The organism is Streptomyces sp. NPDC003034 (assembly GCF_053591375.1).
Genome location: NZ_JBSFTS010000008.1, coordinates 89,201 through 116,161, shown reverse-complemented (window position 1 = coordinate 116,161; position 26,961 = coordinate 89,201). Strand labels below are relative to the sequence as shown.

Annotated in this window: 25 protein-coding genes; 13 read left to right on the top strand and 12 right to left on the bottom strand. The window is 72.0% G+C overall.

Going from position 1 to position 26,961, the window contains the following annotated elements:
* Positions 1–52: 52 nt before the first annotated feature.
* From ACWDX7_RS11865 to ACWDX7_RS11845, 5 genes are all read right to left on the bottom strand, one after another.
* Complete coding sequence (locus ACWDX7_RS11865) at positions 53–1,753, bottom strand: acyl-CoA mutase large subunit family protein (RefSeq protein WP_451491251.1); 1,701 nt, start codon at positions 1,751–1,753, stop codon at positions 53–55.
* 74 nt (positions 1,754–1,827) lie between these two features.
* Positions 1,828–2,154 (bottom strand): DUF3817 domain-containing protein, encoded by a 327-nt coding sequence (locus ACWDX7_RS11860; RefSeq protein ID WP_451491252.1) that lies wholly within the window; start codon positions 2,152–2,154, stop codon positions 1,828–1,830.
* A gap of 43 nt (positions 2,155–2,197) precedes the next feature.
* Entirely contained in the window at positions 2,198–2,707 is a 510-nt protein-coding gene (locus ACWDX7_RS11855) for a MarR family winged helix-turn-helix transcriptional regulator (RefSeq protein ID WP_451491253.1), read from the bottom strand.
* 179 nt (positions 2,708–2,886) lie between these two features.
* A complete protein-coding gene (locus ACWDX7_RS11850) occupies positions 2,887–3,183 on the bottom strand; it encodes an MTH1187 family thiamine-binding protein (protein ID WP_451491254.1) in 297 nt (98 codons plus the stop codon).
* Positions 3,180–3,524 (bottom strand): DUF3817 domain-containing protein, encoded by a 345-nt coding sequence (locus tag ACWDX7_RS11845; RefSeq protein ID WP_451491255.1) that lies wholly within the window; start codon positions 3,522–3,524, stop codon positions 3,180–3,182. The genes ACWDX7_RS11850 and ACWDX7_RS11845 overlap by 4 nt, the downstream gene beginning before the upstream one ends.
* 153 nt (positions 3,525–3,677) lie before the next feature.
* On the opposite strand from ACWDX7_RS11845, the gene ACWDX7_RS11840 reads away from it, so the two are divergent.
* The 4 genes from ACWDX7_RS11840 (at position 3,678) to ACWDX7_RS11825 (ending at position 6,405) form a co-directional block, all read left to right on the top strand.
* Positions 3,678–4,316, top strand: coding sequence for an AIM24 family protein (locus ACWDX7_RS11840; protein ID WP_451491256.1), 639 nt, complete (start codon positions 3,678–3,680; stop codon positions 4,314–4,316).
* Positions 4,316–4,966 (top strand): AIM24 family protein, encoded by a 651-nt coding sequence (locus ACWDX7_RS11835; protein WP_451491257.1) that lies wholly within the window; start codon positions 4,316–4,318, stop codon positions 4,964–4,966. Before ACWDX7_RS11840 ends, ACWDX7_RS11835 begins: the two co-directional genes overlap by 1 nt.
* Before the next feature lie 26 nt (positions 4,967–4,992).
* Positions 4,993–5,787 (top strand): AIM24 family protein, encoded by a 795-nt coding sequence (locus tag ACWDX7_RS11830; RefSeq protein ID WP_451491323.1) that lies wholly within the window; start codon positions 4,993–4,995, stop codon positions 5,785–5,787.
* A 141-nt stretch (positions 5,788–5,928) separates the two neighbouring features.
* Positions 5,929–6,405: a MarR family winged helix-turn-helix transcriptional regulator gene (locus ACWDX7_RS11825; RefSeq protein ID WP_451491324.1), complete on the top strand. Its 477-nt coding sequence runs from the start codon at positions 5,929–5,931 to the stop codon at positions 6,403–6,405.
* Positions 6,406–6,577: 172 nt separating this feature from the next.
* On the opposite strand, the gene meaB is transcribed toward ACWDX7_RS11825, so the two are convergent.
* Positions 6,578–7,537, bottom strand: a complete 960-nt coding sequence (meaB, locus tag ACWDX7_RS11820) for a methylmalonyl Co-A mutase-associated GTPase MeaB (RefSeq protein WP_451491258.1) — start codon at positions 7,535–7,537, stop codon at positions 6,578–6,580.
* A 52-nt stretch (positions 7,538–7,589) separates the two neighbouring features.
* The gene (locus tag ACWDX7_RS11815; protein WP_451491259.1) at positions 7,590–8,798 is read right to left on the bottom strand and encodes an acetyl-CoA C-acetyltransferase; all 1,209 of its coding nucleotides are present in this window, start codon (positions 8,796–8,798) and stop codon (positions 7,590–7,592) included.
* Between the two features lie 134 nt (positions 8,799–8,932).
* Here ACWDX7_RS11815 and mce point away from each other — a divergent pair, with 134 nt between their 5' ends.
* The 7 genes from mce (at position 8,933) to ACWDX7_RS11780 (ending at position 19,487) form a co-directional block, all read left to right on the top strand.
* On the top strand, positions 8,933–9,361 hold the full coding sequence (mce, locus tag ACWDX7_RS11810) for a methylmalonyl-CoA epimerase (RefSeq protein WP_451491260.1): 429 nt from the start codon (positions 8,933–8,935) through the stop codon (positions 9,359–9,361).
* Between the two features lie 181 nt (positions 9,362–9,542).
* Positions 9,543–14,078: a polarized growth protein Scy gene (gene scy / locus ACWDX7_RS11805; RefSeq protein WP_451491261.1), complete on the top strand. Its 4,536-nt coding sequence runs from the start codon at positions 9,543–9,545 to the stop codon at positions 14,076–14,078.
* Between the two features lie 194 nt (positions 14,079–14,272).
* Positions 14,273–15,211: a cellulose-binding protein gene (locus tag ACWDX7_RS11800; RefSeq protein WP_451491262.1), complete on the top strand. Its 939-nt coding sequence runs from the start codon at positions 14,273–14,275 to the stop codon at positions 15,209–15,211.
* 124 nt (positions 15,212–15,335) lie between these two features.
* A complete protein-coding gene (locus ACWDX7_RS11795) occupies positions 15,336–16,373 on the top strand; it encodes an ABC transporter ATP-binding protein (RefSeq protein WP_451491263.1) in 1,038 nt (345 codons plus the stop codon).
* Position 16,374: 1 nt separating this feature from the next.
* Positions 16,375–17,154 carry an ABC transporter permease subunit gene (locus ACWDX7_RS11790; protein ID WP_451491264.1) on the top strand — a complete coding sequence of 260 codons (780 nt, stop codon included), beginning with the start codon at positions 16,375–16,377 and terminating at the stop codon, positions 17,152–17,154.
* 297 nt (positions 17,155–17,451) lie between these two features.
* Positions 17,452–18,570, top strand: a complete 1,119-nt coding sequence (locus ACWDX7_RS11785; protein ID WP_451491265.1) for an ABC transporter ATP-binding protein — start codon at positions 17,452–17,454, stop codon at positions 18,568–18,570.
* On the top strand, positions 18,567–19,487 hold the full coding sequence (locus ACWDX7_RS11780; RefSeq protein ID WP_451491266.1) for an ABC transporter permease: 921 nt from the start codon (positions 18,567–18,569) through the stop codon (positions 19,485–19,487). The genes ACWDX7_RS11785 and ACWDX7_RS11780 overlap by 4 nt, the downstream gene beginning before the upstream one ends.
* A gap of 46 nt (positions 19,488–19,533) precedes the next feature.
* Here ACWDX7_RS11780 and ACWDX7_RS11775 read toward each other — a convergent pair whose 3' ends face one another.
* A complete protein-coding gene (locus tag ACWDX7_RS11775) occupies positions 19,534–19,875 on the bottom strand; it encodes an ATP/GTP-binding protein (RefSeq protein ID WP_451491267.1) in 342 nt (113 codons plus the stop codon).
* Positions 19,876–20,118: 243 nt separating this feature from the next.
* Here ACWDX7_RS11775 and ACWDX7_RS11770 point away from each other — a divergent pair, with 243 nt between their 5' ends.
* Entirely contained in the window at positions 20,119–21,150 is a 1,032-nt protein-coding gene (locus ACWDX7_RS11770; protein WP_451491268.1) for an LLM class flavin-dependent oxidoreductase, read from the top strand.
* Between the two features lie 78 nt (positions 21,151–21,228).
* Here the strand turns inward: ACWDX7_RS11770 and ACWDX7_RS11765 are convergent, their stop codons facing one another.
* Positions 21,229–21,621: an SCO5389 family protein gene (locus ACWDX7_RS11765; RefSeq protein ID WP_243336246.1), complete on the bottom strand. Its 393-nt coding sequence runs from the start codon at positions 21,619–21,621 to the stop codon at positions 21,229–21,231.
* Positions 21,622–21,841: 220 nt separating this feature from the next.
* Here ACWDX7_RS11765 and nucS point away from each other — a divergent pair, with 220 nt between their 5' ends.
* On the top strand, positions 21,842–22,513 hold the full coding sequence (gene nucS, locus ACWDX7_RS11760; RefSeq protein ID WP_451491269.1) for an endonuclease NucS: 672 nt from the start codon (positions 21,842–21,844) through the stop codon (positions 22,511–22,513).
* Between the two features lie 49 nt (positions 22,514–22,562).
* On the opposite strand, the gene ACWDX7_RS11755 is transcribed toward nucS, so the two are convergent.
* From ACWDX7_RS11755 to ACWDX7_RS11745, 3 genes are all read right to left on the bottom strand, one after another.
* The gene (locus tag ACWDX7_RS11755; RefSeq protein ID WP_451491270.1) at positions 22,563–25,307 is read right to left on the bottom strand and encodes an ATP-binding protein; all 2,745 of its coding nucleotides are present in this window, start codon (positions 25,305–25,307) and stop codon (positions 22,563–22,565) included.
* Positions 25,308–25,491: 184 nt separating this feature from the next.
* Entirely contained in the window at positions 25,492–25,815 is a 324-nt protein-coding gene (locus ACWDX7_RS11750; RefSeq protein ID WP_451491271.1) for an STAS domain-containing protein, read from the bottom strand.
* 188 nt (positions 25,816–26,003) lie between these two features.
* Positions 26,004–26,852 (bottom strand): 3-hydroxyacyl-CoA dehydrogenase family protein, encoded by an 849-nt coding sequence (locus tag ACWDX7_RS11745; RefSeq protein WP_451491272.1) that lies wholly within the window; start codon positions 26,850–26,852, stop codon positions 26,004–26,006.
* Positions 26,853–26,961 lie beyond the last annotated feature (109 nt).

Here is a 26,961-nt window from a genome sequence, read left to right as displayed (position 1 = left end):
GGCGACGCGGCGACGTGCGGTGCCAGGAGCCCCGGGCGGGGGGCGGGTGGACCTAGAAGCCGGGCGGCTCGGTGTAGGTGCCCCATTCTTCGCGCAGCACGCCGCAGATCTCGCCCAGCGTGGCCTCGACCCGTACCGCGTCCAGCATCGCCGGGATCATGTTCGACCCGTCCCGGGCGGCGTCCAGCATCGCGGCCAGCGCCTCCGTCACCTTGGCGTCGTCGCGCCGGCCCTTGCGTTCGGCCAGCTCCCGCACCTGTACGGTCTCCACCTCGTGGCTGACCCGGAGGATCTCCAGGTCCCCGGTGACCGACCCGTGGTGGACGTTGACGCCGACGACCCGCTTGTCGCCCTTCTCCAGGGACCGCTGGTACTGGAAGGCCGACTCGGCGATCTCCCCCGTGAACCAGCCGTCCTCGATGCCGCGCAGAATGCCGGAGGTGATCGGCCCGATGGGGTGCTGACCGTTCGGGTGGGCGCGCAGCCCGCGCTCCTTGATCTGGTCGAAGATCTTCTCGGCGTCCGCCTCGATGCGGTCGGTGAGCTGCTCGACGTACCAGGAACCGCCCAGCGGGTCGGCCACATTGGCGACGCCGGTCTCCTCCATCAGCACCTGCTGGGTGCGCAGGGCGATCTCGGCCGCCTGCTCGCTCGGCAGCGCGAGGGTCTCGTCGAGGGCGTTGGTGTGCAGCGAGTTCGTGCCGCCGAGGACGGCCGCGAGGGCCTCGACGGCGGTGCGTACGACGTTGTTGTACGGCTGCTGCGCCGTCAGCGAGACACCGGCGGTCTGGGTGTGGAAGCGCAGCCACATCGTCTTGTCGGCCTTGGCCCCGTACACCTCCTTCATCCAGCGCGCCCAGATCCGGCGGGCGGCGCGGAACTTGGCGATCTCCTCGAAGAAGTCGAGGTGCGCGTCGAAGAAGAAGGAGAGACCGGGGGCGAAGACGTCGACGTCCATCCCGCGCGAGAGGCCGAGTTCCACGTACCCGAAACCGTCGGCGAGGGTGTAGGCGAGCTCCTGCGCGGCCGTCGCCCCGGCCTCGCGGATGTGGTAGCCGGAGACCGACAGCGGCTTGTACGCCGGGATGCCGTTGGCGCAGTACTCCATGAGGTCGCCGATGAGGCGCAGGTGCGGCTCCGGCTCGAAGAGCCACTCCTTCTGGGCGATGTACTCCTTGAAGATGTCCGTCTGCAGCGTGCCGTTGAGCACGGCGGGGTCCACGCCCTGACGCTCGGCGGCCACGAGGTACATGCAGAAGACCGGCACGGCGGGGCCCGAGATCGTCATCGAGGTCGTGACGTCGCCGAGGGGGATGTCCTGGAAGAGGATCTCCATGTCGGCGGCGGAGTCGATGGCGACCCCGCAGTGCCCGACCTCGCCGAGGGAGCGGGGGTCGTCGGAGTCGCGCCCCATGAGGGTCGGCATGTCGAAGGCGACCGAGAGCCCGCCGCCGCCGGCGGCCAGGATCATCTTGTAGCGCTCATTGGTCTGCTCGGCGTTGCCGAAACCGGCGAACTGCCGGATCGTCCAGGTCCGCCCCCGGTAGCCGGTGGCGTGCAGGCCGCGGGTGTACGGGTACTCCCCCGGCCAGCCGATGCGCTCGAATCCCTCGTACGTGTCGCCGGGCCGCGGCCCGTACACGGGATCGACGGGATCGCCGGAGAGCGTGGTGAAATCGGCGTCGCGCTTGCGGGCCTTGTCGTAACGGGCCTGCCAGCGCTGGCGGCCCTCCTCGATCGCGTCAGCGTCCATACCCATGAATTTACTAGGACGTCCTAGTAAATGTCCATGGCTGACCGCCACGGGCGCGCCGTGGCGGTCGGGGTTCACACGTTGGCGGCCGCCGGGCGGGGTTCCGCGATCAGTGCCCGCGCCTCGCGGGTGACCTTCGGCTCCACGAAGAAGGAGGCGAAGGGGATGCAGCCGGCGGCCAGCACCCACAGCAGCTTGCCGAAGGGCCACTTCGCCTTGGAACCGAGGTCGAAGGCGAAGAGGACGTAGACGATGAACAGCACGCCGTGGATCTGCGAGATCACCATGGTGTCGCCGATGCCGAAACCGCGGCTCGCGATGATCGCGGCGGTGAACACGAGCAGCCATACGGCGGTGATGTACGCCATCACCCGGTACCGGGTCAGCACATTGGACTTCATGGCACCGAGCGTAACCGGACGCAAGGGGCGATCTTCGGGCGGGTTACCGCTCCTCGAAGTCCCCGGCGGCCACCCGCAGCGGGCGCAGCATCGCGAAGATCTCGGCGCACTCCTCCGGGTCGTACACGCCCAGCCCGAAGTCCATCTCCATCAGGTCCCGGGTCGCCGATTCGACCACCTCGCGGCCCTTGTCGGTGATCGAGGCGAGCGTGCCGCGGCCGTCGTTCGGGTTGGGGCGCTTGGCCACGAGCCCCGAGGTCACCAGCCGGTCCACGGTGTTCGTCACCGACGTCGGGTGGACCATCAGCCGCTCGCCGATCTTCGACATCGGCAGCTCGCCCGCCTTGGAGAAGGTGAGCAGCACCAGCGCCTCGTACCGCGCGAAGGTGAGCCCGTACGGCTTCACCACGGCGTCGACCTCGCCGAGCAGGATCTGGTGCGCCCGCATGATCGAGGTGATGGCGGCCATCGAGGGCACGGGGCCCCAGCGCTGCCGCCAGAGCTCGTCGGCGCGGGCGATGGGGTCGAAGGGGAGGCTGAGCGGCTTGGGCACGCCCCGACCCTACCGGGCGGTCATTTCACCGCGGGCCCCGTCTCACACTTCGGCCCCTTTCCCCCGGCGCCGCCTTCCTCGCGCCCCTCCCGGGGATCCCAGGGCGCTGGAGCCATGGAGGCACGAGAGCCCCGCCGCTCGGGGCGGCGGGGCAGCGGGGCATTTTCGCGGGGGTGGGGTCAGGACGGGCTGAGGTGGCGTTCCACCGTTTCGACCTTCGAGGTGATTCCGTCGGTCACGCCCGGGCGGATGTCGGCCTTGAGGATGAAGGAGACCCGGGGCGCCCGCGCCTCGACGGCGGCCACGGCGCGCTTGACCACGTCCATGACCTCGTCCCACTCGCCCTCGACCGTCGTGAACATCGCGTCGGTGCGGTTCGGCAGCCCGGATTCGCGTACGACGCGGACTGCGTCGGCCACGTACTCCCCGACCTCTTCCCCGACCCCCAGCGGGGTCACGGAGAAGGCGATGATCACGCGTCGGCCGCCTCGCGGGCGCGGGCCGCGATCACGCTGTCGGCCTCCTCGCGCTTGAGCAGCTTGTCCCCGTACAGCCCGCCGAAGGGCAGCACGGCGAGTACGAAGAACAGCGCGACCTTCTTGACCGGCCACTTCGCCCGGTTCCACACGTCCAGCAGGAAGACCGCGTAGATGACGAACAGGGCCCCGTGCAGGGCGCCGAGCGGCATCATCAGGTAGTCGATGTCCGAGATCCGGCTCAGCAGCGAGCCGAAGATCAGCAGGGCCGGGAACGAGAGCGCCTCCGGGACGGAGATGAGGCGCAGCCGGTGCAGGGCGGAGGCGGTCTTGATGTCCACGTGAAACCTTCGGGGTGGAGGCCGGGGGTCGGCTCCAGTGTCTCAGCCGCTTTGCTGGATCTTGACCCGGGCCCCTGTCCGGACCGCCCGAGTGTGGCGGATATCCGCCACTGGGCCCTGTTCGCACTCGCCCGCTGCCGATAACGTCATCCCGTGGCTCAGTTCCGACTCCAAGGCAGCAAGGTGCTCGCCGTCGACCTGACCGGGGATGCCGTGAAAGCGAAGAACGGCTCCATGGTCGCGTACGACGGCCAGATGGCCTTCAAGAAGATGTCCGGCGGCGGTGAAGGCTTCCGGGGCATGGTGACCCGGCGGCTGACCGGCGAACAGATGACCGTGATGGAAGTGCAGGGACATGGCACCTGCTTCTTCGCCGACCGCGCCAGTGAGATCAATCTGGTCCAGCTGCGGGGCGAGAAGCTCTACGTGGAATCCAGCAACCTGCTGTGCACCGACGCCGGCCTGCGCACCGGCACCAGCTTCACCGGTCTGCGCGGCGCCTCGACGGGCAACGGCCTGTTCACCACGACCGTCGAGGGCTCCGGCCAGGCGGCGATCGTGTCCGACGGTCCGGCGGTGGTGCTGCGCGTCAGCGCCCAGTACCCGCTCTCCGTCGACCCGGGGGCGTACATCGCGCACACCGGCAGCCTCCAGCAGTCCTTCCAGTCCGGCGTGAACTTCCGCACGTTGATCGGCGAGGGCTCGGGGGAGGCCTTCCAGATCCGTTTCGAGGGCGAGGGCCTGGTCTACGTGCAGCCCAGCGAGCGCAACACCCTCGGGGGTGACGTCTGATGCCCTTCCGCGAGATCAACTCGAAGATGGTCGAGGCCCAGGTGGTCCCGGGGCAGACGATGTACAGCCAGCGCGGGGCGATGCTCGCCTACCGCGGCGAGGTCTCCTTCACCCCGAGCCTGACCGGCGGCCAGGGCGGCGTCATGGGCATGATCGGACGCCGGGTGGCCAACGAGCAGACCCCGCTGATGACGGTCGAGGGCAGCGGCACGGTGATGTTCGGCCACGGCGGCCACCACATCCAGGTGATCAATCTGACCGGCGAGACGCTCTACGTCGAGGCCGACCGGCTGCTCGCCTTCGACGGCACCCTCCAGCAGGGCACGATGTTCATGGGCTCCCAGGGCGGCGTCATGGGCATGGTGCGCGGCCAGGTGAGCGGCCAGGGCCTGTTCACCACCACGCTCAAGGGCCACGGCTCGGTCGCGGTGATGGCCCACGGCGGAGTGATCGAGCTCCCCGTCACGCCCCAGCGCCCGGTGCACGTGGACCCGCAGGCGTACGTCGCCCACCACGGCGAGGTCCGCAACAAGCTCTCCACCGCGCTCGGCTGGCGGGACATGGTGGGGCGCGGCTCGGGCGAGGCGTTCCAGCTGGAACTGTCCGGCCAGGGCGCGGTGTACGTACAGGCCTCGGAGGAGAAGCTGTGAACTTCGGAGCTGTGAACTCCGGCCCCGTGACCGGCGGCCCCGGCGGCCCGACCGTGTTCGACCCGTACACGCTGCCGTCCGACGACAACGTGAACCCGTACACCTTCTGCGTGGAGCTCAAGGGCAGCCAGTGGTTCCTGCAGAAGGGCAAGATGATCTCGTACTACGGGAGCATCGAGTTCAACGGCATCGGCAGCGGCCGCTTCGACCGGCTGCTGCGCACCAGCTTCCACTCGCCGCTGCACGCGAGCGACTGGGTGGTGGCCGAGGGGCAGGGCAAGATGCTGCTCGCCGATCGGGCCTTCGACGTGAACTCGTACGACCTGGACCAGGGGAACCTGACGATCCGGTCGGGCAATCTGCTCGCCTACCAGCCCACCCTGGCGCTGAAGCAGTCGATCGTCCCCGGTTTCCTGACCCTGATCGGAACCGGCAAGTTCGTGGCCGCGTCCAACGGGCCGGTCGTGTTCATGGAGCCGCCGCTGCGCGTGGATCCGCAGGCGCTGGTGGGCTGGGCGGACTGCCCCTCCCCGTGCCATCACTACGACCACGGGTACATGTCGGGCGTGATGGGCGGGGTGCGCGCGCTGACCGGCATCGGCGGCGCCTCGGGTGAGGAGCACCAGTTCGAGTTCGTCGGCGCGGGGACCGTCCTGCTGCAGTCGTCGGAAGCGCTGATGGCGGAGCAGGCGGTGGGGGCGGTCGGTTCCGGGCCGGGGGTTCCGGGTGCGCCGGCCGCCGGGCAGCAGGGCCACGGGCAGTCGGGCGTACCGCGGATGCCGGGGCAGCTGGGTGATCTGCAGCGCCGCTTCGGACTGTGAACGGCCCGGCCGCTCGTGGGCGGGCTGTGTGCCCGTGAGCCGCCGGACCGCTCGTGGGCGGCCTGACCGCTCGCGAGCGACCCGACCGCCAGACATTGTACGCCATTCAACTTTTTAGGTAGAGTTTCTTTCATGGAGACCATCGAGACCGAAACAGCCACTCGCTGGCTCACCGACGCCGAACAGTGCGCCTGGCGCACCCACCTGGACGTCAGCAGACTGCTGATGCACCAGCTGGAAAAGGATCTCCAGCCCTTCGGGCTCACCAACAACGACTACGAGATCCTGGTGAACCTCTCGGAGTCCGAGGACCACCGGATGCGGATGAGCGACCTCGCGACCGCGACCCTGCAGTCAAAGAGCCGCCTCTCCCACCAGATCACGCGCATGGAAGCGGCCGGCCTGGTCCAGCGCGTGAACTGCGAGTCCGACCGCCGCGGCCTGTACGCGGTCCTCACCGACGAGGGCATGGAGCTGATGCGCCGGGTCGCCCCGCACCACGTGGCGTCCGTCCGCCGGCACTTCATCGACCTGCTGACCCCGGAGGCGCTGGCGCAGCTGCGCGCCTCGCTGACCCCGGTCGCGGACCACCTCCGCGACAACCGCGGCAAGGTCTAGGGGGTGTGCTGGGATCTCCGTGGGGCGACGCCGCGGAGATCCGAGCGACACCCCCTGGCCCAGGGCGCGGGCGGGTCCTTCGCACGTGCGGCCCCGCCGGCCCGGCCCGGCCCGCGGTCGAGCACGCGGGCCGGGCCGCCCGGCAAGGGGAGCGGCCCGTGCCACGCCCCGCTCAGGCCTCCGTCAAGGTCTCCAGCAGCGCGTCGGAGGCCGCGTACGGGTCCAGCTCACCGGCGGCCACCCGCGCGGCCAGCGCGTTCAGGTGCGCGTCCCCGTGCACGTCCGCGAGCCGCGCCCGCAGGGCCGTGATCGCGATGGTCTCCACCTCGCGCGCCGCCCGCGCCGCGCGCCGCTGCGCCAGCACCCCGTGCTCGTCCATCCACGCGCGGTGCTTCTCCAGCGCCTCGACCAGCTCGTCGATGCCCTCGCCCCGCGCGGCGACCGTCTTCACGATCGGCGGCCGCCAGTCACCGGCCCCCCGGGACTCCCCCAGGCCCAGCATGTGGTTCAGCTCGCGTGCGGTGGCGTCGGCGCCGTCCCGGTCCGCCTTGTTCACCACGTACACGTCACCGATCTCCAGGATGCCCGCCTTCGCCGCCTGGATCCCGTCCCCCATCCCGGGAGCCAGCAGCACCACCGAGGTGTCGGCCTGCGAGGCGATCTCCACCTCGGACTGGCCCACTCCGACCGTCTCGACCAGGATCACCTCGCAGCCGGCCGCGTCCAGGACCCGGATCGCCTGCGGCGCGGACCACGCCAGTCCGCCGAGGTGACCCCGGGTGGCCATGGACCGGATGTAGACGCCCGGATCCGAGGCGTGGTCCGACATCCGCACCCGGTCGCCCAGCAGCGCCCCGCCCGAGAAGGGCGAGGACGGGTCCACGGCGAGGACACCGACCCGCTTGCCCGCCCTGCGGTAGGCCGACACCAGCGCCGAGGTGGACGTGGACTTCCCGACGCCCGGGGACCCCGTCAGGCCCACGACGTACGCGCCGCCCGTGAGCGGGGCCAGGGCGGCCATCACCTCGCGAAGCTGCGGGGACGCCCCCTCGACCAGTGAGATCAAGCGGGCCACGGCCCGCGGTCGGCCTTCGCGGGCCTGCGCCACCAGCGTGGGGACGTCCACCGTCATACGTGCTGCGCTCCTCGGTTCTCGTACGGGTAAGGAGGGGTGTCTGCCGGTGTCACGGCCTGACGTCGGGCACGCGCAGGATCAGCGCGTCGCCCTGCCCGCCGCCACCGCACAGCGCGGCCGCGCCGACCCCGCCGCCGCGGCGCTTGAGCTCCAGGGCCAAGTGCAGCACCACGCGGGCGCCCGACATGCCGATCGGGTGCCCCAGGGCAATGGCGCCGCCGTTGACGTTCACCTTTTCCGGGGTCACCCCGAGGTCCTTCATTGACTGCACGGCCACGGCCGCGAAGGCCTCGTTGATCTCGATGAGGTCGAGGTCGCCGACCTCCAGGCCCTCCTTCTCCAGGGCGTGCCGGATCGCGTTGGACGGCTGCGACTGGAGGGAGTTGTCGGGGCCCGCCACATTGCCGTGGGCGCCGATCTCCGCGATCCACTCCAGGCCCAGCTCCTCGGCCTTGGCCTTGCTCATGACGACCACGGCGGCCGCGCCGTCGCTGATCTGGGAGGACGTACCGGCGGTGATGGTGCCGTCCTGCGCGAAGGCGGGCCGCAGCTTGGCGAGGGACTCCACCGTGGTCTCCGGGCGGATGCCCTCGTCCTGCGCGATGACCACCGGCTCGCCCTTGCGCTGCGGGATCTCGACCGGGGTGATCTCCGCCTCGAAGACGCCGTTCTTCTGCGCGGCCGCGGCCCGCTGGTGCGAGGCGGCGGCGAACTCGTCCTGCGGGGCGCGGTCGATGCCCAGCCGGGCGTTGTGCTTCTCCGTGGACTCACCCATCGCGATGCTCTCGAAGGGGTCGGTGAGGCCGTCGTGCGCCATGGCGTCGAGCATGCCGATCGCGCCGAACTTGAAGCCCTCGCGCGACTTCGGCATCAGGTGCGGCGCGTTGGTCATGGACTCCTGGCCGCCCGCGACGACGATGTCGAACTCGCCGGCGCGGATCAGCTGGTCGGCCAGCGCGATCGCGTCCAGACCGGACAGGCACACCTTGTTGACGGTGAGGGCGGGCACGTTCATCGGAATGCCGGCCTTGACCGCCGCCTGGCGGGCGGGGATCTGGCCCGCGCCGGCCTGGAGGACCTGGCCCATGATCACGTACTGCACCTGGTCGCCGGAGATACCGGCCCGGTCCAGCGCGGACTTGATGGCGAAGCCGCCGAGGTCGGCACCCGAGAAGGACTTCAGCGAGCCGAGCAGCCGCCCCATGGGCGTGCGGGCCCCGGCGACGATCACTGAAGTGGTGTTGTTCGGTCCGGACATGAGGCACAGCCCCTTGGATGAGGAGTGAACGAGGGTTTACGTCAATGTACTGAGCGGTACGGCAACGGTCACCGGGCCGCCGGTGTGATCGCGCGCACGTTGCGTCACGGCCTCGTCAGCGGTCCACTGGTCCCATGCTGACAAGGATCGACCACATCGGGATCGCCTGCTTCGACCTCGACAAGACCGTCGAGTTCTACCGTGCCACGTACGGCTTCGAGGTGTTCCACTCCGAGATCAACGAGGAGCAGGGCGTCCGCGAGGCCATGTTGAAGATCAACGAGACGTCCGACGGCGGCGCCTCCTACCTCCAGCTCCTGGAACCCACCCGCGAGGACTCGGCGGTGGGCAAGTGGCTGGCCAAGAACGGCGAGGGGGTCCACCACATCGCTTTCGGCACCGAGGACGTCCGGGGCGACTCGGAGGCCATCCGCGGCAAGGGCGTGCGCGTCCTCTACGACGAGCCCCGCACGGGTTCGATGGGCTCCTCGATCACCTTCCTCCACCCCAAGGACTGCCACGGAGTCCTCACCGAACTGGTCACCGCCAACCCGCAGCACTGATGCCCCCATTCCCCGGCCGGTAGAGTGGCCCTGGCTCGGCCGGGGTTCGGTGCGGAGACGGGGTCGGGGCCTGTGACCCCTGCCCCGGTATCTGACACCATTCCCCCGGGGGTGCCGTTCAGCGGGCGGACGGTGCTCATTGGAAATGAGCTTGCGACCAGGGGACGGATGGGACCGCGCTGTGCGGGGCTACGAAAGCCAGGAGAGCCATCAGGCCGAGGCCGACCACCTCTCGCGCTTCGAAGCCGAGATGGAGCGGCTGAAGAAGGAGCGCGGGAAGGCCGTCCAGCACGCCGAGGACCTGGGATACCAGGTCGAGGTGTTGCGCGCCAAGCTCCATGAGGTGCGCCGCAGCCTGGCGTCCCGGCCCGCCTATGACGGCGCCGACATGGGCTACCAGGCGGAACAGCTGCTCCGCAATGCCCAGATCCAGGCCGACCAGATGCGCTCCGACGCCGAGCGGGAGCTGCGCGACGCCCGGGCGCAGACCCAGCGCATCCTGCAGGAGCACGCCGAGCACCAGGCGCGCCTCCAGGCCGAACTGCACGCCGAGGCCGTCAACCGGCGCCAGCGCCTGGACCAGGAGCTCAACGAGCGCCGCCAGACCGTCGAGGCCCACGTCAACGAGAACGTGGCCTGGGCCGAGCAGCTGCGCGCCCGTACGGAGTCCCAGGCCCGCCGGCTCATGGACGAGTCCCGCGCCGAGGCCGAACAGGCACTGAACGCCGCCCGGGCGGAGGCCGCCCGGCTCGCCGAGGAGGCCCGCCGCCGGCTGACCTCCGAGGCGGAGGCCTCGCGCGCCGAGGCCGAGGCCACCCTGCTGCGCGCCCGCAAGGAGGCCGAGCGACTGCTGACCGCCGCCTCCGCGCAGGTGCAGGAGGCCAGCGAGCACGCGGAGCGGCTGCGCTCCAGCACGTCCGCCGAGGCCGAGCAGACCCGGCAGCAGACCCTGGACCTCGGCCGCGCGGCCGAGTCCCGCGTGCAGGAGGCCGACAACACCCTGCGCGAGGCCCGCGCGGCGGCCGAGAAGCTGCTCGCGGAGGCCAAGGAGAGCGCCGCCCGGCAGCTGGCCTCGGCGGAATCGGTGAACGAGCAGCGCACCCGAACCGCCAAGGAGCAGGTCGCCCGGCTGGTCGGGGAGGCCACCAAGGAGGCCGAGGCCCTCAAGGCCGAGGCCGAACAGGCGCTGGCCGACTCCCGAGCGGAGGCCGAGCGGCTGCGGATCGAGGCCGGCGAGCAGGCCCGTACGGCCGCGGCCGAGGACACGGCGGCGCAGCTGGCGAAGGCGGCCCGCACCGCCGAGGACGTACTGAACAAGGCCTCGCAGGACGCCCGGGCCACCACCCGGGCCGCGTCCGAGGAAGCGGAGCGGATCCGCCGCGAGGCCGAGGCCGAGGCGGAGCGCCTGCGCGCCCAGGCGGCGGCCACGGCCGATGAGCTCAAGGGCGCGGCGAAGGACGACACCGAGGAGTACCGGGCCCGTACCGTCGAACTCCAGGAGGAGGCCCGGCGGCTGCGCGGGGAGGCCGAGCAGCTGCGCGCGGAGGCCGTCGCCGAAGGCGAGCGGATCCGCGGCGAGGCGCGCCGCGAGGCCGTCCAGCAGATCGAGGAGGCGGCCCGCACCGCCGAGGAGCTCCTCGGCAAGGCCAAGGCCGACGCGGACGAGTTGCGGAGCGGGGCGAACGCCGAGAGCGAGCGGGTGCGCGCCGAGGCCGTCGAGCGGGCGACCACGCTGCGCAAGCAGGCCGAGGAGACCTTGGAGCGGACCCGCGCCGAGGCGGAGCGGCTGCGCGCCGAGGCGGCGGAGCAGGCGGAAGCCGTCCGCGCCGAGGCGGAGGCCGCCGCTCGCGCGCGCCGCGAGGAGACCGAGCAGGCACTGGCCGCGAAGCGTGCGGAGGCCGACGAGGAGCTCGTACGGCTGCACACGGACGCGGAGAGCCGGCTGAGTACGGCCGAGCAGACGCTCCGGGACGCCCGCACGGCGGCGGAGAACCTCCGCCGGGACACCAGCGAGGAGACCGACCGGCTGCGGGCCGAGTCGGCTGAGCGGATCCGCACCCTCCAGGCGCAGTCGGAGGCGGAGGCCGACCAGCTGCGCCACGACGCGGCGGACGACGCCGGCCGGGTGCGCGCGGAGGCCGAGCAGGCCGCCGTACGGCTGCGCAGTGAGGCCGAGGCCGAGGCGGAGCGGGTGCGCTCGGAGGCGCAGGAGACCGCGGACCGGCTGCGCGCGGAGGCGAAGGCCGCGGGCGAGCGGATCGCCGCGGAGGCCGCGGAGGCGCTGGCCGCCGCGCAGGAGGAGGCCGCCCGGCGGCGCCGGGAGTCCGAGGAGACGCTGGCGTCGGCCCGGACGGACGCGGAGAGCGAGCGGGCGCAGGCCCGTGAGCAGAGCGAGGAACTGCTGGCCGCGGCCCGCAAGCGCTCCGAAGAGGCGCAGGCCGAGGCGGCCCGCCTGACCGAGGAGGCGCAGCGGCGCGCGTCGGAGCTGGTCACGGCGGCCGAGGCCACCGCCCAGCAGGTACGGGACTCCGTGGCCGGGCTGCACGAGCAGGCCGAGGAGGAGGTCGCGGGGCTGCGCAGCGCCGCCGAACACGCGGCGCAGCGTACGCGGACGGAGGCCGAGCAGGAGGCAGAGCGGGTCCGCGCGGACGCGCAGGCGGAACGCGAGCGGGCCGCCGAGGACGCCAGCCGGGTCCGCAGCGAGGCCCGCACCGAGACGGACGCGGCGAAGGCGCTGGCCGAGCGCACGGTCGGCGACGCGATCGCCGAGGCCGAGCAGCTGCGCAGCGACACCGCCGAGTACGCGCAGCGGGTGCGCACCGAGGCGACGGACGCCCTGGCGGCGTCCGAGCGCGACGCGGCCCGGACCAGGGCGGACGCCCGCGACGACGCGAACCGCATCCGCGGCGAGGCGGCGGAGGCGCTGGAGTCCTCCCGCGCCGAGGCCGCCCGGATCGTCGGCGAGGCGACGGCGGAGGCCGAGCGGCTCACCGCGGAGACCCTGGCGGCGAACGCGGCCCTGGTCGGCGAGGCCACCGCCGAGGCCGAGCGGATCACCGCGCGGGCGGCGGCGGAGGCCGACGCGACCCGCGCCGAGGCGGCGAACACGCTGGACGAGGCGCGCGCCGAGGCCAACCGGCTGCGCTCCGACGCCGCCGAACAGGCCGACCGCCTCATCACCGAGGCCGCCTCCGAGGCGGACAAGCTCACCGAGCGGACCCGCAAGGACAACGAACGCACGGTCGGCGAGGCGACCGCGAAGGCGCAGCGGCTCACCACGCAGGCGGCCGACACCCTCGCGGCGGCCGAGCGGGACGCCGCGCGGATCCTGGTCGACTCCCGTGCCGAGGGCGACCGGCTCATCGAGGAGACCCGCGCCGCCAACGAACTCACGGTCGGCGAGGCCGCGGCGGAGGCCGAGCGGCTGCGCGCGGAAGCGGCGCGGACCCTGGACGACGCCCGTGCGGAGGGCGGCCGGATCATCGGCGAGGCCACCGCGGAGGCGGACCGGGTCACGGTCGCGGCGAACGAGACGCTGGCGAGCGCCGAGCGGGAGGCCGCGAACACGCTGGACGAGGCGCGCGCCGAGGCCAACCGGCTGCGCTCCGACGCCGCCGAACAGGCCGACCGCCTCATCACCGAGGCCGCCTCCGAGGCGGACAAGCTCACCGAGCGGACCCGCAAGGACAACGAGCGCACGGTCGGCGAGGCGGCGAACGAGGCCGAGCGGCTGCGCGCGGAGGCGTCGCAGGCCCTCTCCTCGGCGCAGGAGCACGCGACCCGCACCCGGTCGGAGGCCGAGCGCGTCAAGGCGGAGGCGGCGACCGCGGCGGAGCGCATGCGCGCCGAGGCCCGTACGGAGTCCGAGCGGCTGCTGGACGAGGCCCGCGAGGAGGCCAACAAGCGCCGCAGCGAGGCCGCGGAGCAGGTGGACCGGCTCATCACGGAGGCCGCCTCCGAGGCCGACAAGCTCACCACGGACGCGCGGAAGCAGGCCCTGGCCGCCACCACGGCGGCCGAGGAGCAGGCCGACGCGATGGTCGACGCGGCCCGCAAGGAGGCCGCCCGGATCACTTCCGAGGCGACCGTCGAGGGCAACTCCCTGGTCGAGAAGGCCCGTACGGACGCGGACGAGCTGCTGGTCGGGGCACGTACGGACGCGTCCGCCATAAGGGAGCGGGCGGAGGAGCTGCGCGCCCGAGTCGAGGCGGAGGTCGAGGAGCTGCACGAGCGGGCCCGCCGGGAGTCGGCCGAGCAGATGAAGTCGGCGGGCGAGCGCGTGGACAAGCTGGTGCGGGCGGCGACCGAGCAGAGCGTCGAGGCCGAGGCGAAGGCCAAGGCCCTGGTGTCGGACGCGAGCAGCGAGGCGGGCAAGGTCCGCATCGCCGCCGTGCGCAAGGCGGAGGCGCTCCTGAAGGAGGCCGAGCAGAAGAAGGCCGAGCTGGTGCGGGAGGCCGAGGGCACGCTGGCCGAGGCCCGGTCGGAGGCCGAACGGCTGGTCGAGGAGGGCCGCCGCGAGCTGGGGGTTCTGGTGCGCCGTCGCGAGGACATTCAGGCGGAGATCTCCCGTGTCCAGGACGTTCTTGAGGCGTTGGAATCATTCGAGGCGCCCGCGGGCGGCGGAAAGCCCACGGTCGGCGGCCAGGGCGCGGGGGGCGTGAAGGCCGGCGCGACAGCGGGTTCCACTCGTTCGGGTGGTAAAACGTCAGAAGGCTAGTCAGTGAGCATGATGTGTGCCCCTGATGGAGGTTCAGGCGAACGAGTGACAAGCATTCTGCCGCCTTGCCACTCAAAAGGGGTGTCATTGTCCAGATCAAACGTGGAATGACTCGATGACACGCCGCCCGGGCCCCTAGGATTCCCCTTAACACCTCACGTAGCACCTCATCGGTCTCATTCGACAGGAACCCCATGAGCGACACTTCCTCCCCCTTCGGCTTCGAGCTCGTGCGGCGTGGTTACGACCGCGGTCAGGTGGACGACCGCATTACCAAGCTGGTCTCCGACCGCGACAGCGCCCTTGGACGTATCAACTCTCTGGAAAAGCGGATCGAGGAGCTGCACCTCGAAACGCAGAACGCCCAGGCCCAGGTGAACGACGCGGAGCCGTCGTACGCCGGCCTCGGCGCCCGGGTCGAGAAGATCCTGCGCCTCGCGGAGGAGGAGGCGAAGGACCTTCGTGAGGAGGCCCGTCGCGCGGCCGAGCAGCACCGCGAGCTGGCCGAGTCGGCCGCCCAGCAGGTGCGCAACGACGCCGAGTCGTTCGCCGCCGACCGCAAGTCGAAGGCGGACGACGAGGGCATCCGTATCGTCGAGAAGGCCAAGGGCGACGCCGCCACCCTGCGCGCCGAGGCCCAGAAGGACGCCGCCTCCAAGCGCGAGGAGGCCGACGCGCTGTTCGAGGAGACCCGCGCCAAGGCCGCCCAGGCCGCCGCGGACTTCGAGACCAACCTCGCCAAGCGCCGCGAGCAGTCCGAGCGCGACCTCGCCTCGCGTCAGGCCAAGGCGGAGAAGCGCCTCGCGGAGATCGAGCACCGCGCGGAGCAGCTGCGCCTGGAGGCGGAGAAGCTGCGGACGGACGCGGAGCGCCGTGCCCGCCAGACCGTGGAGACCGCGCAGCGCCAGGCCGAGGACATCGTGGCCGACGCCAACGCGAAGGCCGACCGGATCCGCAGCGAGTCCGAGCGCGAGCTCGCGGCGCTCACCAACCGCCGCGACTCCATCAACGCGCAGCTCACCAACGTCCGCGAGATGCTGGCGACGCTGACCGGTGCGGCCGTCGCGGCCGCCGGCTCCCCGATCGACGACGAGCCGGTCACCCGCGGCGTTCCGGCGCAGCAGAGCCGCTGAGCTCCCGCTGAAGTCCGCTGAACTCCCCGCCGGAAACCAGCCGGTAGCGAAAAACGGCGGGCCCGAGGGCCTTGTGCCACCCCGCGAGGTGGCACAAGGCCCTCGGGCGTTCTAGCGTGGCGGCATGATCGAGCTTGAGGGCCTTACCAAACGATTCGGCGCGAAGACCGCCGTGGACCACCTCAGCTTCCAGGTCAGACCGGGGGTGGTGACCGGCTTCCTCGGCCCCAACGGGGCCGGGAAGTCCACGACCATGCGCATGATGCTCGACCTCGACAATCCGACCAGCGGTACGGTCCGGATCGACGGGAAGCACTACCGGGACCTGCCGGAGCCTTTGAAGCACATCGGCGCGCTGCTGGACGCGAAGGCCATGAACGGCGGCCGCAGCGCCTACAACAACCTTCTCTGCCTTGCCCAGTCGAACCGGATCCCGGAGCGCCGGGTCGCGGAGGTGCTGGACCTGGTCGGCCTGACGGCCGTGGCGAAGAAGAAGTCCAAAGGATTTTCGCTCGGCATGGGGCAGCGGCTGGGAATCGCCTCCGCGCTGCTCGGCGATCCGGAGATCTTGATGTTCGACGAACCCGTCAATGGTCTGGACCCGGAGGGAATTCTCTGGATCCGCAATCTCATGAAGGGCCTGGCGGCAGAGGGCAGGACGATCTTCGTCTCCTCCCATCTGATGAGTGAAATGGCCCTGACCGCAGACCATTTGATCGTCATCGGGCAGGGAAAGCTGCTCGCCGATCTGTCCATGGCCGATTTCATCCAGCAGAACTCCCGCAGTTACGTCCGGCTGCGCTCGCCCCAGCAGGAACGGCTCAAGGACGTCCTGCACGAGGCCGGGATCGGCGCCATCGCCGTCCCGGCCACCGGCGTACTGGAGATCGACGGCGTGAGCCCTGAGCGGCTCGGCGAGCTCGCCGCCCAGCACCAGATCGTCCTGCACGAACTCAGCCCGCAACGGGCTTCACTGGAAGAAGCGTTCATGCGTATGACGGCGGACTCCGTCGAGTACCACGCCCACGCACCGGGCGCCGGGCTCCCCGGCGGGCCGGTCCCCCCGGTCGTCCCCGGCATGGCGGCCGACAACCCGGCCCGGCCGGCCGACGTCCCCGCGTGGGGCGCCGGCTACGAGGCGACGCGCAAGGGCGGCGAGTGACATGTCCTCCTTCTCCGCCGTTCTCAAGTCCGAGTGGACCAAGATCCGTACGGTCGCCTCCACCACCTGGACCCTGGTCGCCGCCCTGGTGGTCACGGTCGGGATCAGCGCCGCGCTGTGCGCGTTCTTCAACGCCTCCTTCAACGACATGCCCCGGGAGCAGCAGGCGACCTTCGACCCGACGCTGGCCAGCTTCGCCGGCATGAGCCTGGGTCAGCTCGCGATGATCGTCTTCGGCGTCCTCGTGGTCGGCACCGAGTACAGCTCGGGCATGATCCGCACGTCGCTGGCCGCCGTGCCGCGCCGCGGGAGCTTCCTGCTGGGCAAGGTCATCGTGGCCACCGGGCTGGCCCTGGTCGTGGGGCTCGCGACCAGTTTCCTGTCCTTCTTCCTCGGACAGGCCATCCTGGGCGAGCGCAGCATCGGCATCGGCGCGGACAACGTCCTGCGCGCGGTGATCGGCGCCGGGCTGTACATGGCCGTGATCGCCCTCTTCTCCATGGGCGTGGCGGCGATCCTGCGCAGCTCGATCCTGGCCCTGGGCATCCTGATGCCGTTCTTCTTCCTGGTCTCGAACATCCTCGGGGCCGTCGAGGCGACCCGGAAGGTGGCCCAGTACTTCCCGGACCAGGCAGGTTCCAAGATCATGCAGGTGGTCCCGGGCGCGATGGACAGCGCCGAGGCGCCCTACGGTCCGTGGGGCGGCTTCGGGATCATGGCCCTCTGGGCGCTGGCGGCCGTACTGGGGGGCTACCTCGTGCTGCGGAAGCGGGACGCCTGACACCCCACCTGTGACGGGTGATCGGGTGCTGTGTGCTGTGTGCTGTGGGCCGTGGGCTGCGTGCCGTGCGGTGTGTGCCCTGAGACTCGCGGCGTCCGGCTCGTGACGTGTGACGCGTGACGGCCGGGCGGCGCGAGTGGTCCGTCCCGAGGCGGACGCCGCAGGTACTACGGGTGATCCCCGGGTCGGGCTCAGGGGCAGCTCAGGGATCGGCCCGGGACGGAACCGCGGGGGACTCGATATCCTCTTAACCCTTACGCGGGCGAGAGTCGTCCCGGCCTGGTAAGGGGCAGCAACATGATCGAGGCAGTCGGCCTGACCAAGCGCTACGGCGCCAAGACCGCCGTCGACCAGCTGTCCTTCCAGGTCAAGCCGGGTCATGTGACCGGATTCCTGGGGCCCAACGGCTCCGGGAAATCCACCACCATGCGCATGATCCTCGGCCTCGACCGGCCCACTTCGGGGCACGTCACGATCAACGGCCTGCCCTTCCAGGACCTGCCGAACGCCCAGCGGCACGTCGGCGCGCTGCTCGACGCCAAGGCCGTGCACGGCGGCCGCCGGGCGCGCACCCACCTGCTCTCCGTCGCCCAGCTCTCCGGGATCCCGGAGAAGCGGGTGGACGAGGTACTGGCCGTGGTCGGCCTGCAGGACGTCGCCCGGCAGCGTACGAAGGGCTTCTCCCTCGGCATGGGCCAGCGGCTCGGCATCGCCACCGCCCTGCTCGGTGACCCGCAGGTGCTGCTGTTCGACGAGCCGGTCAACGGGCTCGACCCCGAGGGCATCCGCTGGGTCCGCAACCTCATGCGGCAGCTCGCCGCCGAGGGCCGCACCGTCCTGGTCTCCTCCCACCTCATGAGCGAGATGGCCCTGACCGCCGACCACCTGATCGTGATCGGCCGGGGACGGCTGCTGGCCGACATGGGCACCCAGGAGTTCATCACCCACAACTCGGCCGGATTCGCACGGGTGCGCGCGGCCGACACCGATCCGGATGGCCGGGACACGCTGCGCGCGGCCCTCACCGGGGAGGGCGGCCGGGTGCTCCAGGAGCCCGGAGGCGCACTGCGCGTGACCGGCCTGGAGCTTCCCCGCATCTCGGACCTCGCGCACGAGGCGGGCGTACGGCTGTGGGAGCTGTCGCCGCACCGGGCCTCGCTGGAGGAGGCGTACATGCGGATGACGCAGTCCTCCGTCGAGTACACCTCCACCGAGGACCCGCGCGCCGAGCTGTGGGAGCCGCCGCCGCTGGCCGTCCCGGAGTGGGAGGATGCGGCGGCCTCCCCCGAGGTCCCGCAGACCGGCTTCTACGCGCCTCCGCCGCCCGGGGCGGGCGGGCAGCGGCCCTTCCTGATGCCCAGCGATCCCGGCGAGCTCGCCGGAGCCGCCAAGAACGAGCCCGAGGACTCCCGATGACCGGCCCCACCCGCACCGGCCCGACGCCGTCCGCCTCCGCGACCCCGTCCCCGTCGGCGTCTGCGTCCGCGTCCCCGACCGCGCCCGCCGAGCAGGCCGCCGGCCAGCCGCGGAACTACTCCTCGACGCTGCCCACACCGCGGCCGCACCTGGGACACGCGCTGGCCTCGGAGTGGACGAAGCTGGTCTCGGTGCGCTCCACCCTGTGGACGCTGGGCGCGCTCGTGGTGACCGTGGTCGGCATCGGCCTGCTGTTCGTGACGCAGACCAACGACGGGGACTACGCGCGGATGCCGTTCACCACGCCCGCGCTCTTCGGACTGCTGATCGGGCAGCTCGCGGTGATGGTGCTCGGCGTCCTCACGATCACCTCGGAGCACGGCACGGGGCTGATCCGCACCACCTTCACCGCCGCCCCCGACCGGCACCGGGTCCTCACCGCGAAGTACCTCGTCTTCGGCATCACCGCCTTCGTCGCCACCGCCGGCTCGGTCGCCGTGGTCGGCCTGGCGGCCGCGATCGTGCACAACGGCCCGGCCGCCGGCCCGCATGCGAGCGGTGAATGGCAGGGCGGACTGGCCGGCAGCTTCTACGTCACCCTGCTCGGGGTGCTCGCCCTGGCCGTCGGGGCGCTGGTGCGGCACTCGGCCGGGGCGATCGCCATGATGCTGGGCTTCGTGACGCTGCCCCCGGTGATAGGGGCGATGCTCAGCGTCTGGGAGGCCGCCGCGCCCCTCGGTCGCGGGGTACTGGAGTACAACGCGCCGGTGGCCCTGATGCAGCTGTTCGGAATGCCGACCGCCGCCTCCCCCGGGCAGGCCGCGCCCAGCGACTGGAGCCACATGCTGCTGATCATCTCGGTCACGGGAGCCGCGGTCGCGGCCTCGTACGCGGTGGTCGGACGGCGGGACGTCTAACCCCCGCCGGCGCAGGGGCGCGTCCGCTGGGCGAGTCGAGACCGCCCTAGTACTTCGGCGCGTTCCGGGACCGCTGCACCTTCGTGGTGCGGCGGTGCTTCGCGTTCCAGCAGGCCTTGTGCCAGTGCCGCCGGTCGTCCACGCCGCCGTACTCGGGCCAGGCCACCAGGTGCGGGACGCCGGAGGGGATCTCCTGATCGCAGCCGGGGCACCGGTAGCGCTTGCCCGCGGCGCTCGCGCCCGCCACGTGCCGGACCTTCCACTCCTCGCCCTGGTACTCCTCGGTGCGCTCCAGCCCGTACCGGTCCAGATTCGCGGAGCCGGAGCCCGAGTCCGCACGATCGGCTCGATTCCCGCCGCCCCTGGGGCGGTTGTGGCGCGGTGACACGTATACCTCACGGAGGGGCGGACGGCAGTGGCTTTCTCCCAGACTACGCGCAGCGAGGCCGGGTACCCGCAGGGTTGCCGGGAGAGGTGGCAGCCCCTGTGAGGACTGGCCCGACAATCCCAATAACTTTCCTGTCAGCCCGTGCCTTTGGCACGTGTCAGACGTTGTTGCCGGTAACACGTTGGGCATCAGGAAGCCGGTCCACCTGGGGGAGGCCGCGTCAGCCGCGAGGAGGCTAAGGCGATGCGCGTAGGAGCGTTTGTACTGGCGGCCCAGTTCCCGGGTCAGGGACAGGGAGAGGCACTGCACCGGGCGGTGCGGACGGCCGAGGTGGCCGAGGAGGCCGGGCTCGACTCGGTCTGGCTCGCCGAGCACCACTTCGTCCCGTACGGGGTGTGCCCGTCGGCCGTGACCCTGGCCGCCCTGCTGCTGGGCCGGACCCGGCGGTTGCGGGTGGGGACGGCGGTGAGCGTGCTGCCGAACACGCACCCGGTGGCCCTCGGGGAGCAGGCGGCGCTGCTGCACCTGATCTCCGGCGGCCGCTTCACGCTCGGGGTGGGACGCGGCGGGCCGTGGGTCGACCTGGAGGTGTTCGGCGGCGGCCTGGCTTCGTACGAGAGCGCCTTCCCGGAGGCCCTGGACCTGCTGCGGCGCTGGCTGGCGGAACCGAGGGTGGGCGCCGCCGGCGAGCGGTACGGCTTCCGCGAGGTGGCGGTCGTACCGCGGCCCTCGGAGGCCCTGGACGGGGACGGCACCGGCCCGGAGGTGATCGTCGCCTGCACCTCGCCGACGTCGGTACGGCTGGCGGCGGAGCGGGGGCTGCCGATGCTGCTGGGCATGCACTGCGGGGATGAGGACAAGGCGGCGATGGTCGGCCTGTGGAGCCGCACGGCGCTGGCGGCGGGCCATTCGCCGGAGCATGTGAGGGGGGTGGGCCATGTGTCCGCCGGCGTGTGTCAGCTGGCCGACCGCACGGCGGACGCCCGGGAGGCCCTGCTGAAGTCGATGCCGGGATGGCTGAAACAAGGTCTGGACGCGCATGTGACGGTGGACGGCCGGGTGCGCGCGATGCGGGATCCCGTCGCGTACACGGAGCTGCTGTGCGCACTGCACCCGGTGGGCAGCCCGCGGCTGGCGGCGGACCGGCTGGCGGCCACGTCGGAGCGCACGGGGATCACGCGCTTCGCTCTGCTGGCGGAGGGCTCCGGCGATCTCGCCGCGACGGAGGAGAACGTACGACGCCTGGGCGCCGAAGTCCTGCCCCGCCTCGGCTGAGACTGCTGCCGCTCCGGAAGTGGAGCGGCAGCGAACTACCGGTCGTCTCAGCAGTCCCTCACCAGTCCCTCAGCTCCCTCAGCAGTCCCGCATCTCCGGTGACTGGTTGAGCAGCTGGCCGCGGATCGAAGTGAACTTGGCCAACCGGTCGTCCACCGAGGAGTCCAGCGGGAAGACCGCCACTCGGTGGCAGTTCTGGAATGCCAGGCGCACTCCGAAGTGCCGCTGCAACGCACCACGTATCGCGTCACTCGCCAGAGCGCGCAGCAACTGCCCGCGCGCCTGCTCGTCGGGCGGCGGCGTCTGGTTGTCGGCGAACTGTCCGCCGTCCACCTTCAGCTGGGCCACCAGTGAGCTGATCATCTCCCATGCGTAAGGCAGGGAGGTCCGGACGCAGTCGACGAAAGCGGCTTCGTCGACCTCGCCTCGCTCGGCCTGTTCGAGTAGGGCCGGTGAGACGTCGAGCGACATGGGTTCTCCTCTCGCGACTCCGGCTGATCGGGTAGCCGGAGTCTTACGGGCAGGGAAGGAGGCCGCGACGCAGCGTGCACGCTCGGCAACCTCCCGCTCACCACGGTAGGCGCCCCTTGCATGCCGCACCAGGAGAATGCGCATACAACGCGCCATCGGCGAACGGGGCTTTCACGGAGGAATCGCGTGCAGGCGGGTCGGTCGAGTAGCGTTGCCGACCATGCGTCTCGTCATTGCCCGCTGCTCCGTCGACTACGCGGGCCGCCTCACCGCCCATCTGCCCTCGGCACCCCGTCTGATCCTCGTAAAGGCCGACGGAAGTGTCTCGATCCACGCCGACGACCGGGCGTACAAACCGCTCAACTGGATGTCGCCGCCGTGCACCCTCAAGGAGGGGAGCGGGGACGAGGCCGGCGTGTGGACGGTCGTCAACAAGGCGGGCGAGAAGCTCATCATCACGATGGAGGAGGTCCTGCACGACTCCTCCCACGAGCTGGGCACCGACCCCGGGCTCATCAAGGACGGCGTCGAGGCGCACCTCCAGGAACTCCTGGCGGACCGCATCGAAACGCTGGGCGAGGGCTACACGCTGATCCGGCGCGAGTACATGACGGCGATCGGCCCGGTGGACATCCTGTGCCGGGACGCCTCCGGCGCGACGGTGGCCGTGGAGATCAAGCGCCGCGGCGAGATCGACGGCGTCGAGCAGCTGACCCGCTACCTGGAACTGCTGAACCGCGACCCGCACCTGGCGCCCGTCCGGGGCGTCTTCGCGGCCCAGGAGATCAAGCCGCAGGCGAAGGTACTGGCCACGGACCGCGGGATGGACTGCGTCGTCCTGGACTACAACGCCATGCGCGGCATCGAGGACGACAAGCTCCGCCTGTTCTGATCCTCCGCCCCTGGGGCGCCCCTCGGCAGGGGCGCGCGGGCTCGCGCCCCTACGCGGCGCCCGGCGCCGGACCCGTGGGCACGGTGCCGGTGGGCCCGGCTGCTCCGGTGGTCTCCGTGGGCGCCGGTGATACGGGCGGCGACGGCGAGGCCTCGGGGGTCGGGGACGCGGGCGCGGTGGGCGACTGCGTCGGCGTCACCGCGGGCTTCGGGGACGTCGGCGTACTGGACGGAGTGCGCGACGGGGGTGTCGGGGTCCGGCCGGGGACCGGGGCGGCGCTGTGCTGGGGCGTGCCCGGGTCGGTCGCCGGGGCCGACGGGGGGGTGGCGGGGTCCGGGGCGGGGTTGTTCCCGCCGCCGGTGTCCGGTACCGCCGGCGGAGCCACGGCCGGCGGGGTCGAGGACGCGGTCGGCCCGTTGGACGGCGATGTGGACGGCGCCGAGGGCGGCGCGGGCTTCTCCGAGGAGCCCATCGCCAGGTTGACCACGACCACCGTGCCCAGCGCGACCAGAGCCAGCGCCCCGGCGGCGGCCAGCAGCACCGGCCGGGGGCGGCCGGGCCTGCGCGGGGGCCGCGGGACGGCAGGGGCCACCGCCGCCGGCGTGGCCTTCGGCTCGGCCGGGAAGGCGTCCTCGAACACCTCGGACAGCGTCGTCGGGGAGTCGGGACGGCGGACCACGTCCACGATCGGCCGCACGGGACCAGCGGGGCCCATGGGACCCGCGGGTGCCGCCGTCGCCGGCTTCACGGGGGTCACGGGGTTCATGGGGGTCGCGGGCGTCTCCGCCTGCTTGACGGGTGTCCCCGGCTTCACGGGTGTCCCCGCCGCCGGCTTCACCGGGTTGGCGGGCTTCGCCGGGGTCACGGGGGTCACCGGGGTCACCGGGGTCACCCGTGTCACGGCCTCGGCAGCCACCGGCACCACCGGGGCCGCCTTCGCGACCGGCGTCACCCTCGTCACGGCCTCCGAGCCCACCGAGCCCACCGAGCCCGCGCCAGAACCCGCCGCCGGACCGGACGAACCCGCCGGCAGCGCCGCCGGGCCGGGCGCGGCACCGGGCGCCGCACCGGGCAAGGCCGCCGCCGGGGCGGCCGGCGGCTCCAGCCGCAGCGGCGGCGACGCCGCCCCCGCCGCAGCGGTCTCGCAGTCCGAGACCAGCGCCAGCGCCCTCCTGCCCGCCACCGTGCCGCGCTTGTCCGCCAGCGCGCCGCGCAGCCCGATCGACGCCTCCAGCTCGGCCCGCGCCCGGTCCAGCCGTCCCTCGCACAGCGCGAGCACCCCGAGCTCGTGGTGGAAGTACGCCTGTTCGGCGACCTCCCCCGCCTTGCGCGCGGCCTCGGCGCCCGAGCGCAGCACCCGCTCCCAGGCCTCCCAGCGCAGCGAGGCCGCGAACGCGGGAGCGGCCGTCCGTGCCAGCAGCACCGCCGCGACCACGTCCGCACCGGCCAGGGCCGCGAGCACCGCGTCCGCCTCCGCCGCGACCCGCTCCGGGGTCACCGAGCCGTGCCCGGTCCACCAGGCGTAGTGCCGGGCGGCCGTACGGGCCTCCTCCGCGGCCGTCTCCCCGTATCCGGCCTCCTCCAGCTGTCGCGCGACTCCCTCGGCGAGCCGGTACCGCGTCCCGACCGGGGTCAGCAGCCCGCAGTCGAGCAGTTCCCCCGCCGCCAGGTCGGCGTGGGTCTCCCCCACCAGCGCGGGCAGGTGCGCGTGGTGCGGCATCTCGCCGCCCAGCGCGCAGGCGATCCGCAGGGCGGCCCGGCCCGATTCGCTGACCCGCGAGGCCAGCAGCGCGGCCGGGGCCGCGCCCTCCGCCAGGGTGGGCAGGGGCACTTCGGGGGTGTCGCGGGGCCGCTCCTGGAAGACCCCGGGCTCTTCCTCGTCGTCTTCTTCGGCGGCGCGGTTGAGTTCGTCCCGCCGGCGCAGCAGTGCGGCGGCCTGTACGAAGCGCAGCGGCAGCCCTTCGGAGGCGAACCGCAGGTCCTCCGCCCAGGCGGTCTCCGCGTCCGTCAGCGGCCGTCCGACGCCCGCCTCCAGCAGTGCGAGGCAGTCGGCCTTGCCGAGTGCGCCGAGGAAGACCTCTTCCAGGTGGGAGTCGTCGGAGGGGGCCCTGGTGTCGGGCCGCGCGGCCAGCAGGTAGGCGCATTCGGGGGTGGCGCGCAGCAGTTCGTCGAGGGCGGATCCGCCCATCTCCAGGTCGTCGAGGAGGACGACGGCGCCGATGTCGCGGACGCGGGACAGGAGCGTGATGCGGTCGGGCCGCTCCAGCGGGGCCTCGTACACGGCGGCGTAGAGGGCGTGGAGCAGTTCCCCGGGTTGTTGGTGGCCGCGCCCGCAGAGCCGTACGACGCCGTCGGGCGCCAGGTCGGCGCACTGGGCGGCGACCGCGTCGAGGAGGGTGGTGCGGCCGGATCCGGCGGGCCCGGTCAGCCGTACGGACCGGCCGCGGCCCAGCAGCCGTACGAGCCGCTCCCGTTCCTCGCGGCGGGTCACCGGCGGCCGGACGGGTGCGGGGCGCCCCGGGAGTACGGGCGGGCGGGCGGCGGCGTCCCGGGCGGCGCGGGCGGCGGCGTCGCGCTTGGCGGGGCGGCCGCCGGAGGCGCCGGGGCGGAGCGGTTCGATCTCGCTGCCGTCGACGGGGTTGACGGTGAGGGCGAAGTCACCGGCCGTCAGGGCGACGACGCGCGCCGGCCCGGAAGGCCCGGCGGGCCCGGCAGTGCCGGCGGGCTCCGGGGCTTCGGCCACAGGGCCCGTGGTCCGCTCCTGCGGTGCGGCCTGCGCCTGTATGCGGTCCATGACCAAGTCCCCCGATCGCGGGCCGTGCGCCTCGCCGTAGTATCGCCCGGCCTTCGCACACTCCTGCTGCCGCTACTGGTCCGGTTTCCGCCCGAACCCTAGACCGTCGCAGGTCGCGCCGGTACCGCAGGGGTGTCATCACCACCGGACCGTTACGTTTTCGCAGGAAACCGGAACACGAAATTCACACCCGGGGGAGGGACTCCGCCTCCAGGCCGCCCTCGATCGCGAGGATACGGTGCAGCCGGGTGGCCACGAGCAGGCGCTGCATCTGCGGCGGTACTCCGCGCAGTACGAGGCGGCGCCCGGTCCGGCCGGCCCTGCGGTGGGCGCCCATGATCACGCCGAGTCCGGTGGCGTCCCAGGAGTCGAGCCCGGTGAGATCGAGCACCAGGTCGCCGTGTCCGTCGTCCAGGGCGGTGTGGAGGACCGTACGGGCGTCCGCCGCGCTGCGCACGTCGAGGCGACCCCCGACCGCGAGTTCGGCGTGGTCGCCCCTGATCTGCATGTGTACTCCCGGCAGTACTGCGTACGCATACGTACGTATGGCCCGACTGGTCCCTGGTCGGCAACTCTCACTGGAACTGACTGCCTCGCGGGCAGCGAAGTTGCCGACCGTGAGCGAACCGATACCAAATTCACCCGACGGGGTGATGGCACTCGAACGGTGATGCTCGTGGTGCTCGGTCGGCGGCCTCAGTGCTTGTAGAAGCCCTGCCCGCTCTTGCGGCCGATGTCACCGGCGTCCACCATCCGGCGCATCAGCTCCGGCGGCGCGAACTTCTCGTCCTGCGACTCGGTGTAGATGTTGCTGGTGGCGTGCAGCAGGATGTCGATGCCCGTCAGGTCCGCCGTGGCCAGCGGGCCCATCGCGTGCCCGAAGCCCAGCTTGCACGCGATGTCGATGTCCTCGGCGGATGCCACGCCCGATTCGTACAGTTTCGCGGCCTCTACCACCAGTGCGGAGATCAGACGCGTCGTCACGAAGCCGGCGACGTCCCGGTTGACGACGATGCAGGTCTTGCCGACGGATTCGGCGAAGGCCCGGGTGGTGGCGAGGGTTTCGTCGCTCGTCTTGTAGCCGCGGACGAGTTCGCACAGCTGCATCATGGGGACGGGCGAGAAGAAGTGGGCGCCGACGACCCGCTCCGGACGCTCCGTCACGGCCGCGATCTTGGTGATCGGGATGGCGGAGGTGTTGGAGGCCAGGACGGCGTCGTCCCGCACGAGCTTGTCGAGGGTACGGAAGATCTCGTGCTTGACCTCCAGCTTCTCGAAGACGGCCTCCACGACGATGTCGGCGTCCGCGACCGCGTCGAGGTCGGTGGTCGAGGTGATGCGCGCGAGCGCCGCCTCGGCGTCCTCGGCCGTCAGCTTGCCCTTGGAGACGAACTTGTCGTACGAGGCCTTGATCCCGTCCGTGCCACGGGTCAGCGCGGCGTCGGTGACATCGCGCAGTACGACGTCCCAACCCGCCTGAGCGGAGACCTGAGCGATCCCGGAACCCATCAGTCCGGCACCGATGACGGCGAGCTTCCCAGCCACTGCACACCCCTCGTTCTTACAGTCCACCCTCGTGTCCTCTCCGGCGGAGACTAGCGCCCGGGCGCTTCGGTGTGACCGCGAAGTAACACGCGTCACGTCTCAGATGACG